16 protein-coding genes are annotated in these 19308 nt (G+C 55.5%); 7 read left to right on the top strand and 9 right to left on the bottom strand.

Annotated features, from left to right (window positions below; genetic code table 11):
* Positions 1–231 precede the first annotated feature (231 nt).
* On the bottom strand, positions 232–525 hold the full coding sequence (locus tag C7476_RS13690) for a hypothetical protein (protein ID WP_114430441.1): 294 nt from the start codon (positions 523–525) through the stop codon (positions 232–234).
* Between the two features lie 188 nt (positions 526–713).
* Here C7476_RS13690 and C7476_RS13685 point away from each other — a divergent pair, with 188 nt between their 5' ends.
* A complete protein-coding gene (locus C7476_RS13685) occupies positions 714–1403 on the top strand; it encodes an SIMPL domain-containing protein (RefSeq protein ID WP_425373985.1) in 690 nt (229 codons plus the stop codon).
* Positions 1404–1625: 222 nt separating this feature from the next.
* On the opposite strand, the gene C7476_RS13680 is transcribed toward C7476_RS13685, so the two are convergent.
* Positions 1626–1967 carry an antifreeze protein gene (locus C7476_RS13680; protein ID WP_114430439.1) on the bottom strand — a complete coding sequence of 114 codons (342 nt, stop codon included), beginning with the start codon at positions 1965–1967 and terminating at the stop codon, positions 1626–1628.
* Between the two features lie 287 nt (positions 1968–2254).
* Positions 2255–2710 (bottom strand): YcgN family cysteine cluster protein, encoded by a 456-nt coding sequence (locus tag C7476_RS13675; RefSeq protein ID WP_114430478.1) that lies wholly within the window; start codon positions 2708–2710, stop codon positions 2255–2257.
* A 217-nt stretch (positions 2711–2927) separates the two neighbouring features.
* On the opposite strand from C7476_RS13675, the gene C7476_RS13670 reads away from it, so the two are divergent.
* Positions 2928–4964: an OmpA family protein gene (locus C7476_RS13670; protein ID WP_245426316.1), complete on the top strand. Its 2037-nt coding sequence runs from the start codon at positions 2928–2930 to the stop codon at positions 4962–4964.
* 123 nt (positions 4965–5087) lie between these two features.
* Entirely contained in the window at positions 5088–5612 is a 525-nt protein-coding gene (locus C7476_RS13665) for a TIGR00645 family protein (RefSeq protein ID WP_114430477.1), read from the top strand.
* A 67-nt stretch (positions 5613–5679) separates the two neighbouring features.
* Here the strand turns inward: C7476_RS13665 and rpoD are convergent, their stop codons facing one another.
* Together rpoD and dnaG are read right to left on the bottom strand one after the other, a co-directional pair.
* Positions 5680–7707 carry an RNA polymerase sigma factor RpoD gene (gene rpoD / locus C7476_RS13660; protein WP_114430437.1) on the bottom strand — a complete coding sequence of 676 codons (2028 nt, stop codon included), beginning with the start codon at positions 7705–7707 and terminating at the stop codon, positions 5680–5682.
* Between the two features lie 314 nt (positions 7708–8021).
* Positions 8022–9977, bottom strand: a complete 1956-nt coding sequence (gene dnaG, locus C7476_RS13655) for a DNA primase (RefSeq protein WP_114430436.1) — start codon at positions 9975–9977, stop codon at positions 8022–8024.
* Between the two features lie 365 nt (positions 9978–10342).
* On the opposite strand from dnaG, the gene C7476_RS13650 reads away from it, so the two are divergent.
* Positions 10343–12013: a Na/Pi cotransporter family protein gene (locus C7476_RS13650; protein ID WP_114430435.1), complete on the top strand. Its 1671-nt coding sequence runs from the start codon at positions 10343–10345 to the stop codon at positions 12011–12013.
* 75 nt (positions 12014–12088) lie between these two features.
* Here the strand turns inward: C7476_RS13650 and C7476_RS28150 are convergent, their stop codons facing one another.
* Positions 12089–12253 (bottom strand): hypothetical protein, encoded by a 165-nt coding sequence (locus C7476_RS28150; protein ID WP_181872432.1) that lies wholly within the window; start codon positions 12251–12253, stop codon positions 12089–12091.
* 96 nt (positions 12254–12349) lie between these two features.
* Here C7476_RS28150 and C7476_RS13645 point away from each other — a divergent pair, with 96 nt between their 5' ends.
* Together C7476_RS13645 and C7476_RS13640 are read left to right on the top strand one after the other, a co-directional pair.
* Positions 12350–12832, top strand: a complete 483-nt coding sequence (locus C7476_RS13645; RefSeq protein WP_114430434.1) for a GNAT family N-acetyltransferase — start codon at positions 12350–12352, stop codon at positions 12830–12832.
* Positions 12829–13377 carry a DUF1003 domain-containing protein gene (locus tag C7476_RS13640; RefSeq protein ID WP_181872431.1) on the top strand — a complete coding sequence of 183 codons (549 nt, stop codon included), beginning with the start codon at positions 12829–12831 and terminating at the stop codon, positions 13375–13377. The genes C7476_RS13645 and C7476_RS13640 overlap by 4 nt, the downstream gene beginning before the upstream one ends.
* 321 nt (positions 13378–13698) lie before the next feature.
* Here C7476_RS13640 and C7476_RS13635 read toward each other — a convergent pair whose 3' ends face one another.
* On the bottom strand, positions 13699–16809 hold the full coding sequence (locus C7476_RS13635) for an efflux RND transporter permease subunit (RefSeq protein WP_114430432.1): 3111 nt from the start codon (positions 16807–16809) through the stop codon (positions 13699–13701).
* A 2-nt stretch (positions 16810–16811) separates the two neighbouring features.
* Complete coding sequence (locus C7476_RS13630; protein WP_114430431.1) at positions 16812–17927, bottom strand: efflux RND transporter periplasmic adaptor subunit; 1116 nt, start codon at positions 17925–17927, stop codon at positions 16812–16814.
* Between the two features lie 100 nt (positions 17928–18027).
* Here C7476_RS13630 and C7476_RS13625 point away from each other — a divergent pair, with 100 nt between their 5' ends.
* The gene (locus C7476_RS13625) at positions 18028–18615 is read left to right on the top strand and encodes a TetR/AcrR family transcriptional regulator (protein ID WP_114430430.1); all 588 of its coding nucleotides are present in this window, start codon (positions 18028–18030) and stop codon (positions 18613–18615) included.
* Positions 18616–18687: 72 nt separating this feature from the next.
* Here the strand turns inward: C7476_RS13625 and C7476_RS13620 are convergent, their stop codons facing one another.
* Positions 18688–19140 carry a GatB/YqeY domain-containing protein gene (locus C7476_RS13620; protein ID WP_114430476.1) on the bottom strand — a complete coding sequence of 151 codons (453 nt, stop codon included), beginning with the start codon at positions 19138–19140 and terminating at the stop codon, positions 18688–18690.
* Between the last annotated feature and the right edge of the window lie 168 nt (positions 19141–19308).

Genomic DNA, 19308 nt, shown 5'->3' with positions numbered 1-19308 from the left:
TCAGGCCGATGCGGATCGGTCGGCCCGTATCCGCCCGCGCCTGCATATCCCGCGCCAATCCCGTCAATGCAACATTCGTAGCCATCAATGCCTCCCTGTGCCAGCCTCTGATGGGGACTTCGAGGCTGGTCAATCAAGACATCGAATATTGAACATTTGTATTTTAGTCAAGACCTATGTGCAGAATGACAACAGGAAACCGCAGGCAGATTCCACTCTCGCGAACGCCGGTTACTCGAAGCGATGCCCTTCCCGTTCCGGATCGCGCGAGATCTCCGCCTCCTCATCATCGTCGGGCAGGGCCTCGTCGCTTTCCTGATACGGATTATCGTCATCTTCCTCTGAAAGACCTGCATCATCCGGTTCGACCTGCCGTTCACCCAGAATGGCAAGCTCATCGTCGGCTTGCATCTCCGCTTCGCTGGTTCCGATATCGTCTAAGTCCGGCGTTTCGATAGGCATATCCGATGCCGGTTCCCGGGGCTCAATACGTTCAGGACTGTTCTTGGGTTCTCTACCAGACATGTCATGCTCCTTTAGTTGCAAAGGAAACGCCTCAGAAACTGTTTGGATGCATAAAATGCATAGGTCTTCGAATGTTTTGCCTTTTGCCCTAATCCACCCATAATCACCTGCGACGCAGCAGCTCCATCTTATTCGGGGAGATATCCATGACATCGAAATTTCTGAGCTTGGCCTTTGCGACAACCGCAATGATGGCAGTGCCGTTCGCCGCGTTGGCCGACGAAACACCGCGTCCACGCATTGTCGTTACTGGCGAGGGCCAAGCAGCATCAGCGCCGGACATGGCCATTATTTCATTGGTGGTGCTGCAGGAGAAGCCCACCGCGCGCGAAGCGCTGACGGCTAACAATGAAGCCATGGCCAAGGTACTCGACGCAATGAAGAAGGCAGGCATCGCCGAACGCGACCTGCAGACGTCAGGCTTCAATATCGAGCCTCGTTATGTCTACTCGGACAACAAGGATAATACACAGCCGCCGGAAGCGCCGAAGATCGTCGGCTACGCTGTTTCCAATTCATTGACTGTACGCGTGCGCGATCTGAAGAAGGTTGGCGACATTCTCGATCAGTCCGTGACGCTTGGCGTCAATCAGGGCGGCAACCTCACCTTCACCAATGACAAACCCGAGGCAATTGTTGAAGAAGCCCGCAAGAACGCCGTTGCAAATGCATTGGCCAAGGCGAAGACCCTGACGGAAGCTGCAGGTGTTGGTCTCGGCAAAGTGCTCGAGATCAGCGAGCAGTCCTACAGCCCGCGCCCGATGCCGATGGGCCAAGCCAAGATGATGGCTGCCGCACCCGCGGATTCAGTTCCTGTTGCTGCGGGTGAAAATACATACAATGTGAATGTCAACGTCACGTTCGAATTGAAGAATTGACCTGATCAATTCTTGGAAATGAAAAAGGGTGCCAGTCGGCACCCTTTTTGTTTCTTGTGGTAAATGGCTTGGAGTCCGTTTGGAAAGTCGCTGCGGCGAGTTAGATGGCGTGGTTTTTGGGGTCGCTCTTGCGACGAGCGCAGCGTACATAAAGTACGTGAGCACCGGAAGCACAGAAAACTGCGTCAGATGACCGCCGCAGTAAACTTTCGAGATGGGCTATTAGCGGATGATCGGGCAGCCTGGCGCACGGGCAAACACAACGGCCGTGCGTAGACCCCGCCTCCATCCGGATACACGAACGACGTTGCGATTAACGACAACCCGTGGGTTGCGGATCCCCATGCGGCTTGCCTTGCTGGCAGCCTGACCCGGAGTGCAAGCGCGATATGGGCGATGACCATAACGATATTGGACATCGACAAGTGGTGCGGAAGTTGTCCCGTGCCGGACTACGATCGGTGAAGCAAGGGCTGGTGCCGCGAACGATGTGTTTGCGCCGAGGATGGCGCCGATGCTGATCGCAGCACCGACTGCAAGCAACTTGAGTGAAAGACTAGCCATACGAGCGTTCTCCTGTTTGATTGTCCGGAAATTGGGGGGATGTTTTTCAGACATTCTGAAACCGGACAGGCGCCCTTTGTTCCACAGACGATCTGAACAAATCCTCAACGCGTCATTCACACAGCGTTCACTTGGAAATCGCTCAGAGACCATTGGGAAAGTCGCTGCGGCGAGACATATGGCGTGGTTTTCGAGAACCGGAGCGCAGCGTACTTAAAGTACGTGAGCACCGGAAGCGCAGAAAATCGCGTCAGATGGCCGCCGCAGTAGGGTTTCCGAACGGTCTCTCAGGATGGCAATTTTTCCCGCATCATATGATCAAAATAATCTTCGTCCTCTTTCATTTCGTGATCGAACGCGGTGATCTTGCCACGCACCGAGATCCCGGCTTCATGGACTGTTTCGGGGTTCCCTGAAACAAGCGGATGCCACCAATAAAGATCCTTCCCCTCATCGATCAGACGGTAACCACACGTCTCCGGCAACCAATCGACTGTACGGACGATCTCCGGTGTCAGGAATACGCAATCCGGCACCTTTTTCTTGCGATGCGTATAGTCTGAGCACTGGCACGTACCGGCGTCCAGCAAGGTGCAAGCCACTGTTGTGAAATAGATTTCCGCTGTGTCCTCGTCTTCCAGCTTGTGCAGGCAGCAGCGCCCGCAGCCATCGCACAGGCTCTCCCATTGCGAGCGGTTCAGCTCGTCCAGAGTTTTAGTTTTCCAGAACGGTTCTTTCGGCATGCGGCTCAAATACATCCCGGACGCCGCCGCGTCCACGTTTTAAACATGAACGCGGGATGAACAGCGTCTTCACTTGAGATACAGGCTGCCCCTGCAATCCTTCATCCATTGCTAATCGGGATCGCACCGAACAAACGGTTGCCACAAACGGGAACAAGGTTGCGATCACAAACATTTGACGTGTTTCAACAATAAGAAACGCGAGACAGGGATGAACATGAAACGGACAGCACTCTTTTTTGCATCGACGGCGATTCTCTTTTCTTCACCGGCGGCAATGGCAGATCAGCCCCCAATCAACCGGCCCTTCATTTCCTCAAACAGCAATGTACCCGCACAAATGTTGGCACAGGCGGAAGAGACCGCGCCTCAGGCGGAACAACCTGTCGAGGAGCTGAAAAAGCACAAGGGCGGGCGTCAGGCAGAAGAAGCAAAGAAGCGGGCTTCTGAGGAAACGGACGCCGCAGCGAAGGAACAGCAGAAGGCTGAAGAGCAGGCGAAACGCCAGGCCGATCAAGCCGCCAGGGCTTCGGAAAAAGAATCTGAGCAGAAGGCTGAAGAGGCGAAGCGCGCTGCAAATGCGGAAGCTGACAAAGCCGCCAAGCAACAGAATGCGATAGAAGAAGAAGCCAAACAGAAAGCCGCACAGGAAGCCAAGTCTGCAAAAGCCGCCGAAAAGGAAGCGGCGCAGGAGGCCGAAAAAGCCAGGCAGGCCACCGAAGCCGAATCCAATAAAGCTGCCAAACAGCAAAAAGCTGTAGAAGAGGAAGCCCGAAAGAAGGCAGCGGCAGACTCCGATGCTGCAAAGGCGGCTGAGAAGCAAACCGCCAAGGAGGCGGAAAAGGTCAAGAAGGCGACCGAGCAGGAAGCGGACAAGGCTGCTGAAGCGCAAAAGGCCGCCGAGGAAGAAGCTCGCAAGAAGACTGATAGCGCCCAGAAGGCGGCTGACAAGCAAACAGACAAAGCTGCCGAGACCGCAAAGAAGGCAACTGATAAGGCTGCCAAGGAAACGCCGGCAGCTCCAGCACCCGACGCGCCCGCTACCGCTGAACAGCCTTCTCAGGCGGCGCCTGCAGAGCCGACCACCAAGGAAGCTAAGCCTGTCGATCCAGCCACCGGCAAAGCCGCGCAGCAGGAAGCTTCGCCTTTACCGGAAAACGCTGCTCCAGCACTCGACAGCGCAAAACGGGCACCCGCGGGCGAGACTCCCGATAAACCCAAGCAGGGGCAAGCCGCCGAAGCACCAGCGGACCAAAAACCCGTTGCGCAACAGCCTGCCGTCGCAGCGCCAAAGAACGATGCGGATGTTCAACAGGAGCTTGCTCCCGTCAAGATCGAGCCCGTACTCACCGAAAAGGGTACCCGCACCAAAGACCGCAGGCCTGATGAGCGTCCAGGCGATGTACAGGTAGTGAAGAAATTCGGAGACCGGACCGTCGTCAATATCGACAATAACGTCTACGTCGAGAGCTCCGACCGGCCGCGCATGTCACGCGACTCGAAGGACGTCTATTACGAAGACTTGCCTCGTAACCGTACGAGAGAAACCATCGTGCGCGACAATGGCGTGCAGATTGTCACGATCCGCAATCGCTATGGCGATGTGATCAGGCGCTCTCGCGTTATGCCGGACGGCCACGAGGTTGTGCTGACATACACGCCCGATTACGACCGTGAGGAGCGTCTGGAATGGCGTGATCCAGGTGATGACCTGCCGCCGCTCGCGCTCAACATTCCGGTTCGAGACTATATTCTGGACGCGGAAGAGGCGCCTCAGGAAGAGGTGTACGAATTCTTCGAGCAGCCTCCGGTCGAACGGGTCGAACGCATCTATTCGATCGATGAGGTCAAGCGCTCGGCACGCATCCGTGACAAGGTTCGCCGCGTCGACCTCGATACCATCACCTTCCAGTTCGGCTCTGCGGATGTCGGCGAAGACCAGATCAGCCACATTGAAAGCGTTGCAAAGGCCATGGCACAAATCCTCAAGAAGAACCCCGCCGAGACTTTCCTGATCGAGGGGCACACCGACGCCGTCGGGTCCGACCAGGCAAACCTTGTCCTTTCGGACAGGCGGGCGGAATCGGTGGCCCAGGCTCTGACCAATGTCTTCGACATTCCGCCGGAAAACATGGCTACCCAAGGCTATGGCGAGCAATATCTGAAAATCAAAGCCGACGGCCCGGAACAGGAGAACCGCCGCGTCGCCATTCGCCGCATTACACCGCTGGTTGCCCCGGTGGCCAGCAACTAAAACCGGCACTTCCAGCGAAAAACCCGGACTTTGGTCCGGGTTTTTTGTGTTAAATCCTTGAGTTCGGGTATGTTCTCGCTATTTGTTGACCTGAGCCCGATTGTTCAACCGGACCCTTATTTTATGAAACGTCTTGAAATCTTCGTCGAAAACATCATCCTCGCCTCGCGCTGGCTCCTGGTTGTCTTCTACCTTGGCCTTGCCGCAGCACTTGCAATCTACGCTTTCTCTTTCGCGGGCAAGCTGGTGGACTTCGTATCCAAAGTCACCATCCTCAACGAAACCGATACTATCCTCAAAATGCTCAGCCTGATCGACGCAGCGCTGGTCGCCAGCCTCGTCGTCATGGTTATCATTTCAGGCTATGAGAATTTCGTCAGCCGCTTCGATCAGGCCGATGAGGTTCACTGGCTCGGAACGATCGATGCAGGATCGCTCAAGATCAAGGTCGCATCGACCATCGTCGCCATATCCTCGATCCATCTGCTGCAGGTCTTTCTGAACCTGACCCAGTTCAGTACCGAACAGCTGACATGGTTCACCGTGATCCACCTCGCCTTCGTTTTCTCGGCGCTGTTTCTCGCCTATATCGATAAGCTGATGGTGAAGGACAAGGGCGACAAGAAAGCCGAAGAGCCATCGCTCTGAACGAACTGCATAACAAAAAGCCCGGCACTTGGCCGGGCTTTTTTTTGTTTGTAATGACTTCTGAAAATCAGCTGTCGAGGAACGAACGCAGCTTTCTGGAGCGGCTCGGATGCTTCAGCTTGCGCAGTGCCTTTGCTTCGATCTGACGAATACGCTCACGGGTCACCGAGAACTGCTGGCCAACTTCTTCCAGCGTGTGATCGGTGTTCATGCCGATGCCGAAACGCATGCGCAGCACGCGTTCTTCGCGCGGTGTCAATGAAGCCAGAACCCGCGTTGTCGTATCGCGCAAATTGGCCTGAATGGCAGCGTCGATCGGCAGAAGCGCATTCTTGTCCTCGATAAAATCGCCGAGATGCGAATCTTCCTCGTCGCCAACCGGCGTTTCGAGCGAGATCGGTTCCTTGGCAATCTTCAGCACCTTGCGCACCTTCTCAAGTGGCATGGCGAGCTTTTCAGCCAGCTCTTCCGGTGTCGGTTCACGGCCGATTTCATGCAGCATCTGGCGCGATGTCCGAACAATCTTGTTGATCGTCTCGATCATATGCACCGGAATACGGATGGTGCGTGCCTGATCGGCGATCGAACGGGTGATCGCCTGACGAATCCACCAGGTCGCGTAGGTCGAGAACTTATAACCGCGACGGTATTCGAATTTGTCGACCGCCTTCATCAGGCCAATATTGCCCTCCTGGATCAGATCGAGGAACTGCAAACCGCGGTTGGTATATTTCTTGGCGATGGAAATAACGAGACGCAGATTTGCCTCGACCATTTCCTTCTTGGCGAGCGCGGCTTCACGTTCGCCTTTCTGCACCTGATTGACGATGCGGCGGAATTCCGAGATCGAAATGGCGGTTTCCTGCGCCATATTCTGAATTTCCGTACGCAGGTTCTTGATCGTCTCTTTTTCGTTCTTGGTATATTCTTTCCATCCGCGCGTCGTCAGATTGGAAACAGCCTTCAACCAGTTCGGATCAAGCTCGTTACCCTGATATTCCTTGAGGAAGTCCTCGCGACGTACCCCGTAAGATTCGGCCAGACGCAGCAGGCGCCCTTCGTTCTGAACGAGACGCTTGTTGATGTCGTAAAGCTGGGCGACCAGCGCTTCGATACGGTTCTGGTTCAGTGATAGCGATTTGACCGCCTTGATCAGCTGATCCTTGAGTTCCTTGTAGCGACGCTCTTGGCTCGGCGACAGCGATCCGGAGGCAGCGAGGCGGTTTTCCACCTGCTGATCCTGCAATTTGCGAAGCTTCTTGTAGGTATCGGCAATAACGTCGAGCGTTTCCATGACCTGCGGACGCAGTTCGGCTTCCATCGCGGCAAGCGACAGATTTGCCTCATCATCCTCGTCGTCATCTTCTTCGACCGGCGTGTCACCGCCGACATTGGTGATGTCGTCATCGTCGCGGCGGCTGCGCATCCGGTCATTGGCCGCAGCCGGCTTTTCTTCTTCGACGCGTTCGATCACCGGTGCCTGTTTGGCTTCGGGACCCGCATAGGTGGTCTCAAGATCGATGATTTCACGCAGCAGGATCTTCGACTCGTTCAGGTCCTCGCGCCAGATAATGATCGCCTGGAAGGTCAGCGGACTTTCGCAAAGACCCGAGATCATGGTTTCGCGACCGGCCTCGATGCGCTTGGCAATGGCGATTTCGCCTTCGCGCGACAACAGTTCGACCGTGCCCATCTCGCGCAGATACATGCGGACGGGATCGTCGGTACGATCGGTCGGTTCCTTTTTGGTGGTCGTCGGCGCTACGGCAGTGCCAGTCGACTCAGCGAGTTCGCGGGCATCGCTTTCCTCGTCAGCGCTGTTGTCTGTTTCTTCAGCGTCAGCGTCCTGCTCGTCATCTTCGACAACGTTGATGCCCATGTCACTCAGCATGGCCATGGTGTCTTCGATCTGCTCGGAAGTGACCTCTTCGGATGGCAGAACTGCATTGAGCTCGTCCATCGTCACATAGCCGCGTTTTTTCGCGAGCTTGATCATCTTCTTGACAGCGTCATCGGAAAGGTCGAGAAGCGGTCCGTCTGGCGCGCCTTCGCGCTCGACTTCTACTTCTTCGTTTTCCTTTGCCTTCGTTGCCATATTCTATATCTCCAAGCGGTGTTCGCTTTGTTCCCCTGATGGGCGCTTTGTTCATGCATGAAAACAACGAGCGCAGCAGCGCACCGGTTCCCCTACACCATCAAGGTATAAATGATCGACTAGCCGAAATCCTGTTAATGGCGGATTAACCTTGTTATTCCGTCACGCTACATATCTGCCGAAACTTGCCGGTTTTTTCGCTTTACCCGCAAACATCAACGAAATATCTTTAATTCGCGCACTTGATTCCGTCATTATTGACCCACGTCAACCCCGACTCAACTGATTCGTGGGAAAAAAGCGAATCAATTCGGTCAAAACCCCTTGCCCGATCGCCCTGACGGTATTCCGAACCCTTCGATCAGCGCTTCAGTTGCCTGCGCATTGCGAATATCGTTCTGAATATCGAGGAGCCGGTTAAGGTTTTCATCGGTGGCTTCGCTCGCCAAGGCGGTTTCAGCTACTTTCAGCTCCTTATGTAGTGTGCTTGCGCGTTGATGCAAGTGAATCGCCTGCTTTAGCGCCTCCAAAGCATCTTCTTCTGCCGCTTCCGCCGTCGCCGTCCACATGCGCGCACGCCGCGTCAATGCTTCCAGCGCTTCAATCAAGGCGCCATGATTGGTGTCGACCATCGCCTTGCGCATCTCTGTCCCGTTGGCGACATGATGTTCGGCCATCGCGTTCAGCATGGCCGCATGAAAGCGCTTGAGGTCCGGATGGCTGAATTCAAGCCGCACCACCGTTTCGAAATCCTCATCGATCAACCGCGGGTGATTGAACAATGTCATCAGGATTGCGGTCTCGCGCAAGGGAGGTGCCGCCGACGTGGTCTTGACCAACACCGAACGCGCCAGACTGTCCGAGACTGCGAAACGGCCATTGGCGGCGCCTCTGCCCCGCTGCCCGTAACCATTCTGCTGGCCGAAACTGTTCTGGTTGTTACCGCGTGGGTTACTGTTGCTGCGCTGGTTCGAACCGAAGAACTGCTGGATACGCTCCCGCACATCCTGCGCATAATGTCGGCGCACATTCTCGTCGCCGATCAGCGCCATCATCTGTTTGAGCCGCGCCTCGAGTTCGGCGCGCCGCTCCGGCGTGTCGAAGACGCCGCTCGCCGTTTCACGCGTCCACAGCATGTCAGCAAGCGGCCGTGCGTCGTTAAGCACAGCCTGGAAAGCCTGCGGGCCGGAACTCTTGACTAGATCGTCAGGGTCCTTGCCCTCCGGCAGCACAGCAAAACGCAAGGAGAAGCCGGGCTTCAACACGGGCAAAGCCAGATCGATCGCGCGGTGCGCAGCCTTGATGCCCGCATTGTCGCCATCGAAACAAAGTATGGGTTCCGGCGACATGCGCCAGAGGAGATCGAGCTGATCTTCCGTCAATGCGGTTCCGAGCGGCGCGACGGCCTGGGGAAAGCCGGCCTGCGCCAGCGCAATCACATCCATATAACCTTCGACGGCAATGACGGCCTTTGCCGGCTGGCCGGCCTGCGGTTGCGCCGCCTTTCTGGCACGCAGAGCGTTAAAAAGAATTTTGCCCTTGTGGAAGAGTTCGGTCTCGTTGGAATTCATATATTTCGCAATGGCATTGGGCGCCAGCGCCCGCCCACCAAAGGCAATGATACGGCCCCGCAAATCCTCGATCGGAAACATGATGCGATCACGGAAACGATCAAACGACACCGGCTTGTCATCGCCATAGACCACCAGCCCACAGGCCTCGATCTGCTCCTTGGTGGCGTTCTTCGATGCCAGGTGTTCCTTCAGCGCGTTGCGGCTCTCGGGCGCATAACCCAGACGATAGGAATGCTGCGTCGCGGCGCTCATGCCCCGCTCCCGTAGATAAGCACGGGCTTTCGCACCGCCCGCCGCCTGCAGCTGTTCCTCGAAGAACTTCGTCGCCATCTCCATGACGTCGTAGAGCGTGGCACGTTTCGCCTCGCGTATTTCCATTTCGGCGTCACGCGCAGGCATCGGCACGCCGGCCATGTCGGCAACACGCTGCACGGCCTCGGGGAAACTCAACCCTTCGAGCTCGGTTAAAAAACGGAAATGATCGCCGGTAACGCCGCAGCCGAAACAATGATAGCGACCCTTGCGATCCTCGCAGTGGAAGCTTGGCGATTTTTCGCCGTGAAACGGACAGCAAGCCCAGAAGTCACCCTTCGGCGCGTTGGTCTTTTTCCGGTCGAACGAAACGCGCGTCCCGATCACACTGGAGATCGGTACACGCTCCCTGATCTCATCGAGAAAGGACGGCGGAAATCGCATGCGGCTCTTCGTTCTTCAATTGGCACTTTGGAAAGTCAGTTTTCGGCAGCCTGAAACTGCGTCTATCAGGCTTGAACCATATTGCATCAAATAGGCACGCGGCGGAAGTCCGGCAAGCACGTCATCCCCTGTTCATCGCATCGAACGGCTCCTCGATGGACGCCGAGCTTTTACAAGCCGGCAAACGATTATCTGTCTGATACAAAACTGTCATAGAATTGTTACAATATGCCAAAAACGACACATTTTTTCTTAGCCGGAACATATTTTTTTCCCTTTTTGATTGATATGTTATCTTAATAAATCGCAACTAAAATCGTGTAGTTGCATTACCGTCTTATCCGTACTCGACAGGATCATCATAAGTGAACGGTTCCGCAATTTTGTTGCATCTGGCAGGCGCGGTTGCGCTCTTGCTATGGGCGACACGCATGGTTCGCACCGGCGTGGAGCGCGCCTATGGCGAGCGCATGCGCCAAAGTCTGCGCGGCGTACTGCACAATCCCGTTCTCGCCGTCCTGTGGGGACTGATGCTTTCCATTGCTCTGCAAAGCTCCACGGCTGTCAGTCTTCTGGTCGGCTCCTTTGTCGGCTCCGGTTTTGTCAGCGGGATCGCCGGGCTCATGGCCGTGAGGGGCGCCGAGGTCGGATCAGCGCTTGTCGTCAAGATACTGAGCTTCGACCTGACATTGCTGGTACCACTCTGCCTGGTGGCAGGCACCGTTATCTTCATGTCGACCGAACGAAGCAACTGGCGGCAGGTGGGCCGTATCCTCGTCGGCATCGGCCTTCTCGTGCTTTCGCTCGAAATGACCGGCCAGGCAACAGAACCTTTGCGCAACAGTGAATTGCTGCCGGTGATTGTCGGCTATTTGAATACCGATCCCGTTACCGCATTCCTGATTGCGGCGATCATGACATGGCTGTTCCACTCCAGCATAGCCGCCGTATTGCTCCTGGTGACATTTGCCTCGCGCGGCCTCATCCAGCCAGAACTTGGTATCGTGATGATTTTTGGCGTGAACCTTGGCTCCTCCTTCATCGCACCGCTTTTGACCCGTAATGCCGCCCCGCAGACGCGTATCGTGCCGATGGGCAATCTGCTGATGCGTGGAGCCGGTTCCATCGTTATTCTGATCCTTTATCTGACGTTCAATCCATCTGTGGCCTTCCTCGGCTCCGCACCAGCCGATCAGGTGATCAACGGTCACATTCTCTTCAACGTCATCATCCTCCTTGCCGGCGTTCCGCTTTCCGCGCTTGTCCTCAGGGTTACCAAGGCCGTCGTCGCGCTCAATGTCCCGGTCGAACAGCCAAAATCGCTCGATCACGCGGAACTCAGCGCCCTAGACGAGAGCGTTCTCGATATCCCAAGCCTTGCGCTCGCCAATGCCACCCGCGAGACCGTCCGCGTCTGCGAGACAGTGGAGATCATGCTGCGCGGGATCATCGGGCTCTACGAGAATCCTGTTCAGGAGCGTATCGACGAATTGTCCGGCCTTGATGACAAGGTCGACCGCAAGCACGCGGCCATCAAACTCTACCTGGCCAAGCTGACGACCAAGCCACTGAGCGACTTCGAAGTTGCGCGTGCTCAGGAATTGCTGGGCGCCTGCGTCAAGCTGGAACAGGTCGGCGACATCATCGTCCGTAACATGCTGGCACTGGTGCAGAAGAAGATGGACCGGAAACTTAAATTCACCGACGAAGGCTGGCTGGAGCTCAGCAACTTCCATGCCAAGGTGCTCACCAATGCGCGTATGGCGTTTAATGTGCTCGTCTCGCGTGATCGCGAAACGGCGCATCAACTGGTGCTTGAAAAAGACCATTTGCGCGACCTTGAAAAGCAGAGCAGCGAGCGGCACTTCCGCCGCCTTCGTGAAGGCACGACCCGCAGCGTCGAGACGAGCTCAATTCACCTCGACACAATCCGCGATCTGAAACAGGTCAATTCGCTGCTGGCAGCCATGGCGTATCCCGTCCTCGAAGAACAGGGCCTTTTGAACACCACGCGTTTGCGCGCTTTGCACAGCTGACCGTCAAGGAATACCGTCGGCGCAACATCAAGCGAAACGCTCAGATGATCTCACTTGTGCCAGTGTATTTCGTGTTTAATAATCGCGATGAATGTGACTGTTGGACCCAATGAAAGCGCCCATTGCGGTACCGATCAGAAGTCCAAGAAGTACATTGCCCATAATTGCTTCGCCAACACCCGCGCCAACTGACAATCCAGCCAGCATTCCAATAATAGTCGACCAGGTTTGTTCTTTCATTTTAGCCTCCGTTTTTATGATAAATGAACGCCGCAACCTCATGCGAGTTCCAGCGGAGCGCCCAACTACAAATCAACAAAACGGGAAATGAGCGTGATGATTTCGCTAAGACCGATGCGTGCCGATGAATACTCGGCTTATCTGGACTATTTCATTCCTGACTACGCGACGGAAATAACTGCCAATTACCAACTTTCACCTGTCGAATCTCGTTTGCAGGCCTTGCGGGAGATTGATGAAGATCTGCCACAAGGAGTCGCAACACCGGGCCAGGTCTTGCTGTGTATAATCGACAGTATTTCGGGTGACGACAGCATAATCGGTTATCTGTGGTACCGATCGGATATCTCGGCACGCTCGGTCCACATAAGCGATTTCCATATTTTTGCCGCGCATCAGGGAAAAGGCTACGGCAAGGAAGCCTTGGCCGCTCTGGAGTTGGAACTTTCCAAAACGGGGGTCACGCAAATCAAGTTGCGCGTGGCTGAAGACAACAAACGGGCCAAACATCTTTATGATGTTTCTGGGTTTCACGTGACAGGCGTCAATATGAGCAAAGCGATTGGAATGAAATCATGACCAATGTCGAAGATGTGAAAAAAGGTCTGTGGGATGCCGAACGAAAGCTGCTTCACCATTTAAGGGCAATTCGCCGGCGCGATCGCAACGTCAAGCCTGCTGACCTCGAAAACCAGCTCACACGCGGACAAAAGATTGCGGACAAAGTTGCCGCAACGATGGGATCCTGGTCATTCATCATCATCCAGACGACAATCCTGTTTTTCTGGATTGTGCTCAACGTCACCGCCTATGTGCGGGAATGGGATCCCTATCCTTTCATTCTTCTCAATCTGGCTCTGTCATTCCAGGCCGCCTATGCCGCGCCGTTCATCATGATGAGCCAGAACCGTCAGCAGGATATCGATCGGAAGGAAGCGGAGAACGACTACCGCATCAATATCAAGGCGGAGCTCGAAATCGAACTGTTGCATGAGAAGATCGAACTTCTTCATCAGAAGATCGACCAGATGCGGGAAAAGGAAGTGGTGACTCTCGCGGAGGCAGTCGAGGAACTGGCGACCCAGAAGCAACCGCCTGACGAGGCCGGCGATAGCTCCAAATAAAAAAGGACCGCTGCGGGAGGAGGTGCAGCGGTCCCGATTGTAAATGTACCGCGGGAGGAGGTGCAGTACATTCGATGTTGGGGTATCTGGGAGGAGAAGAACCCAACATTTATAGAATAGCACCGCACAAAAATCTGGCAACTTATAAAAATGCATAATAGCTATGCAAATTGTCGCATTGACCAGATCGATGCTGTAGCCACTTTCAAAAGTCCGACTCAATAATCGTAAAAGAAACCCAGCAAAATGGGCATTTTCAATCTTGTTCTCGGTGGAAAGACGAGCATCTCCAGAGTTCAAAATTGCTCACCGCAAGGGAGATTATTCGGCGGCCATAGCTGTTTGCACATGCACCTCCTTCAGCGAATTTCTATCGGCCTCATTCTCCCCGGGGTTGATGCGGAACCAGGCAGCGTAAAGTGCGGGAAGAAAGAGGAGGATCATTACAGTACCGACGGCCGTACCGCCGATCAGCGTGTATGCCATCGATCCCCAGAAAACCGAATGGGTTAGTGGAATGAAAGCAAGGACGGCCGCCAGTGCCGTCAGGATAACAGGACGAGTCCGCTGCACTGTAGCCTCGATGACGGCGTGGTAGTCATCGAGACCAGCCCGCCGGTTTTCCTTGATCTGTTCGGTAAGAATCAAAGTATTACGCATCAGGATCCCTGCCAATCCGATCAACCCGAGGATGGCGTTGAAGCCAAAAGGCTGATTGAAGAGGAGGAGCACCGGCACCACCCCGGCCAGCCCGAGCGGCGCTGTCATCATGACCATGGTCATCGTCGACAGGCTACGGACTTGGAGGATGATAACGATCAACATGGCGGCAATCATCGCTGGAAATATCTGAACCAACGCGAGATTGGCCTTGAGAGATTCCTCAATATTTCCGCCCATCTCGATGCGATAGCCTACGGGAAGCGAGGCTATAAGCGGCTGAAGCGCCTTCAGAACCTGCTGTGAGACCTCCGGGGGCTGCGTCGCTTCATTGATGTCAGAGCGTATCGTGATCACAGGCGTCCGGTCGCGGCGTTTCAGGATCGGTTCCTCAAACTGGATCTCGGAATGGCCGATCTGATCAAGCGGAATCTGCCGGCCATCCCTGCTCGTGAGCGAGAAATCGGCCAATCTTGAGGGGTCGAGCCGGTTCTCACCGGCGCTACGTGCGACGACAGGCACGTTGCGGATGTCCTCCCGCACCTGCGTAATCGGGACACCCGTCAACAACAATTGCATCTGCTGTGCTGCCTCCGCTGGAGAAAGGCCGATCAGATTGAGCCGATCCTGGTCAGGAACGAAGCGAAGTACAGGCGTTCGATTGCCCCAATCCCGATTAGCTTGGCGAACGTCGGGCACGCCCTTCATGATATCGAGTGCCTTTTCCGAGACGTCGTACAGTTGGTCGGAGTCGGGGCCCATGATGCGAAACTCGACCGGAAACGGAGTGTAAGGGCCGAACACGAGCTGGGTGATGCGGACAGAGGCTTCGGGGACTAGCCCGTCCGAAACGGCAGCCCGAAGGCGATGCTTCAAAGCCTCGCGCGCGGGAGAATCAGGAGTGAGTACAACGATCTTGGCGAACGCGGGGTCTGGTAATTCCGGTGCCATGGCAAAAAAGAAACGAGGAGCGCCCTGACCGACGTAGCTTGTGACGATTTTTGCCTCGGGCTGGTTTTGCAGCCAACTTTCAACTTTTGCTACCGCACCGGTCGTCGCCTCGATGCTGGTACCTTCAGGCATGCGAACCTCGACCAATACCTCGGGGCGATCCGACGTCGGAAAGAATTGCTGTTTCACAGCTCCCATCCCCACGACAGAAACGGCCATGGCGATGCCGACGACTCCGCACGTCATGAATTTATGGCGAACGGCTAACTCGATAAGTGAACGCAGGCGACGATAATTCGGAGTATTATAGATGGCGTGATGACCACCCTCCACTGCCTTGATCGCTGGCAGCATCTTAACGCCTAGGTACGGCGTGAAGATCACCGCAACGACCCACGACACAACGAGCGCAAAACCCACCACCCAGAAGATGTTCCCCGCATATTCGCCGGCGGTCGATCGGGCAAAACCAACTGGCATCAGCCCGATGATCGTCACAAGTGTCCCGGACAGCATCGGCGCTGCTGTATGGCTCCAGGCATACGCTGCCGCCTTTATGCGATCCATCCCCTCTTCCATTTTCACGACCATAACCTCAATGGCAATGATGGCATCATCAACAAGAAGTCCGAGCGCCAAGATCAGTGCGCCGAGCGTGATACGATCGAAAAACCTGCCGGTTTCGAGCATTATGAGGAAGACGACAGCAAGCGTGAGCGGAACGGCGAGGGCAACCACGATTCCTACACGCCAGCCAAGACTGATGAGGCTCACAAGCAATACTACGCCGAGTGCCATGGCGAATTTCATCATGAACTCACCGACCGCTGCTTCGACGTTGACCGCTTGATCGCTGACCTTAGCGAGCGTAATGCCGAGCGGAAGAGTTTGAGCGATCGCGGCAGATCTTTCCTCGAGCGCCTTGCCGAGCTCCAGACCATTCCAACCTTGCTGCATTACTGCGCCAAGCATGATGGCCGGCTCACCCTCATGACGGATGATGTAGGTGGCCGGGTCTTCATAGCCGCGCCGCACTTCTGCGAAATCTGAGAGCTTCAACGTACGCCCGGCTGCGACAATGGGCGTATCGGCGATTGCCTGGATACCAACATATGCACCGTCGAAACGCATGAAGACCTGCGGACCTCTCGTATCGATTGAGCCGGCAGGCGTTACCGTGTTTTGCCTCTGTAAAGCGGCAGAGATGTCTTGTGGCGAGATTCCAAGAGTGGCCAGCTTGGAATAGGAAAATTCGACAAAGATCTGTTCAGGCCGCTCTCCGAGAATATTGATCTTCTTGATGCCCGGCACATGCAGAAGATCCTGACGGATCAATTCGGCTTGCCGCACGAGGTCTCTCATAGGCAATCCCTTGGCCTTCAGCGCATAAAGAGCGAAGCTCACATCGGAGTACTCGTCGTTGACAAAAGGTCCGTAGACACCTTGAGGCAGTCTTCGCGCCTCGTCTCCAAGCTTTTTACGAGCCTGGTAAAACTCTTCGTCGACGGCATTGGGTGGCATACTATCCTTTAAAGTAACGGTCAAAAAGGCATAGCCCGGTCGGGTTGTCGTCTCGACGCGGTCGTAATACGTCAGTTCCTGGATACGCTTCTCAAGTGGCTCAGCGACGAGATCCTGCATCTCGTGGGCTGTTGCACCTGGCCATGCGGCTGTCACTGTCAGGGTTTTGATGGTGAAGGAGGGATCCTCTGCTCGGCCGAGCTTGACGAAGGCATAGACACCCGCAGCGGCTAAGAGGAGGATGAAAAACAAAGTGACGGCCCGCTCGCGAACTGCCAGCGCTGAGAGATTGAGGTTCATTTTTAGTTCGCCACTCTCGTTTGTTCTGCTTTGGTTCGGACGCTCGCCCCGTCCACTAGCAAATGGGCCCCGAGAGCGACGACCGGCTCGCCCGTCTTGAGGCCGGAGACGACTGCGTTCTCCTCGCCGATATGTTCGACCTTTATCTGCCTGAAGTGGACGATCGAGGGCTTCTCGTCTAATACCCATACCCCGGTTCGACTGCCATCATCCAAGACAGCGCCGACAGGCACCACTGCATGCGCCTGGCTGCTTTTGTTGGAAACTCTTATTGTCACTGTTGCACCTAGCGGAGCCGATGCCGCTGCGCCTTCCAAAACCCACCGAGCCTCATAGGTGCGAGTCTGGGGGTCCGCAGCGTCCGATATCTGGCGAAGCCGTGCCTTACCTTCCTCCGCTTCGTGTCCGTAGACACTGGCGTGTGCCACTGCCCCGAGTTCCAGCCGAAGAGATTCAGGAAGCCAGACGAGTGCTTCCCGCGGCCCCGCCTTGGCAAGCCTGATGACAGTCTGGCCTGCCGCTACGACTTGTCCGGGCTCCCCGAGCGCCTCGACAACGGTTCCATCGGAGTCAGCGACCAGAAGCGAATAGGTTGCCTCATTCTCCGAGACGCTTGCATCGGCTTCCGCCGCAGCAAGCTGCGCGGCAGCAGTGTCGAGAGCTGTCTTGGCTTGTTCATAACGTTGGGGAGATGCCGCCAGGCCATTTTTTACGAGGACGGCGTATCTTCGCTCGTCTGCTTGCGCTTGTGTAAATACCGCACGGGCAGCGACAGCTGCATTGCGTTTTGCCGCAAGCGCAAGACGCAAATCAGTTTCATCGATGCGCATTAGAGGTTGGCCGCCTTTGACCTTTTCGCCGACGTCCACGTAACGCTGAACGATCTTGCCAGGCACACGAAACCCCAGATTGCTCTGCACCCGGGCGGCGATGGTTCCTGTGAAGGTTCGCTCGAACGCCTCGGGCGTCTTTGCTTTCACCACTTTGACGAATGGGGCCGCCATGCGGGGATCAGCGGCTTCCGCCGCCTTTCCAGATGGTTCCACGACGAACACAATTCCCGCAGCGCCGGCCGCCACCAGAAACGCTATCGATGAGAGAAGAAATTTGCGATTCATTTCAAATTAGCCTTGTTGACGGGTGCAGGGTTCGATTTAGATTGCGATCTAACTCTAAACTTGCTATAGATGTCAAACGAAATCTAATTTGGAGGTCACAATGCGAGTCAGCCGTGCACAGGCCGAAGAAAATCGCGAAGGGGTGATAAACGCCGCAAGCCGGCTCTTTCGGGAGCACGGCTTTGACGGCATTGGATTGAAAGATTTGATGAAGGGCGCCGGCCTTACTCAGGGCGGGTTCTATAAGCAGTTCGAATCCAAAGCCGATCTTGCCGCACAGGCGTCAAGACGTGCGATGGACGACGCAACCCGCAGATGGTCGTCGGCAGCTGCCGGCAATCCTGATCCACTTGAAGCAGTTGTTTCGTTCTATTTGTCCATGGGCCATCGCCAGGAGAGGAGCGACGGGTGCCCTCTGGCGGCACTTGGTTCTGATGCCGCGCGTCAGAGCGAAGAGGTACGGGCTCCGTTTCAAGACGGCATCGAAGCTCATCTGAAGATCCTCGATGAGATGATGCCGAAATCGGAGAGCTCCAAACCTTGTCACAAAGCGATGGCCGTACTGTCCCTCATGGTTGGGGCCGTGGTGGTCTCTCGTATCATGACGGATGAAGATATGTCGCAGCACATTCTCGAAGCAGCCGCTGACGAGGTCAGGCGTATTGCGCTTTCGTCCCGAGGGCCATGACATTCCAATCCTCGACACGACATGCGCGGCTTCGGAAGATGGCCAGCATCGCTACAGAGGCGATGAACTCGCCTATTGCAGAATCTCTTTCACGATGCTGCTGGCTTTGCTGAAATCCATCTGGCCAGCATATCGTTCCTTGAGCACATTCATGCTCCTGCCCATGTCGCGCAGGCCGCTTGCACCGATTTCATCGATTACCAGCTTGGCGGCATCGCGAATCTCCGCTTCGCTCAACTGCTTCGGCATGAAGTCGCGAATGATCTCGATTTCCGCACGTTCCTGCGCGGCGAGTTCCGAACGATTGCCCTCTTCGTAAAGCTTTGCCGACTCTTCGCGCTGCTTGATCATCTTGGCAAGAATGGAGCTTACTTCCTCGTTCGTTGCGGGTTCCTTGCCCGAACCCCGGTTGAGAATATCGCGATCCTTGATTGCGGACATGATCAGGCGCAGCGTCGGCACGCGGCGCTTGTCTTGTGCTTTGATGGCTGTGGTCAGTGCCGCTGCGATGGTATCGCGCATAATTTGATCTCCTGCTTTCGCGCACCCTAATGTTGACGGCAAACAAAGACAATCATCGCGAAACACCGATTCTGGCATGATTCCACGAAGAGTTCTTGTGTCGCAATTGACCTTATGCGCGGCTTTGTTTATGGACTGGGTCTTAGCCAGACATTTTGTTGTTGCTGCGGT

It is taken from the genome of Phyllobacterium bourgognense (assembly GCF_003337575.1).
Lineage (GTDB): Bacteria > Pseudomonadota > Alphaproteobacteria > Rhizobiales > Rhizobiaceae > Phyllobacterium > Phyllobacterium bourgognense.
This window is presented reverse-complemented; position numbering and strand designations above follow the sequence as displayed.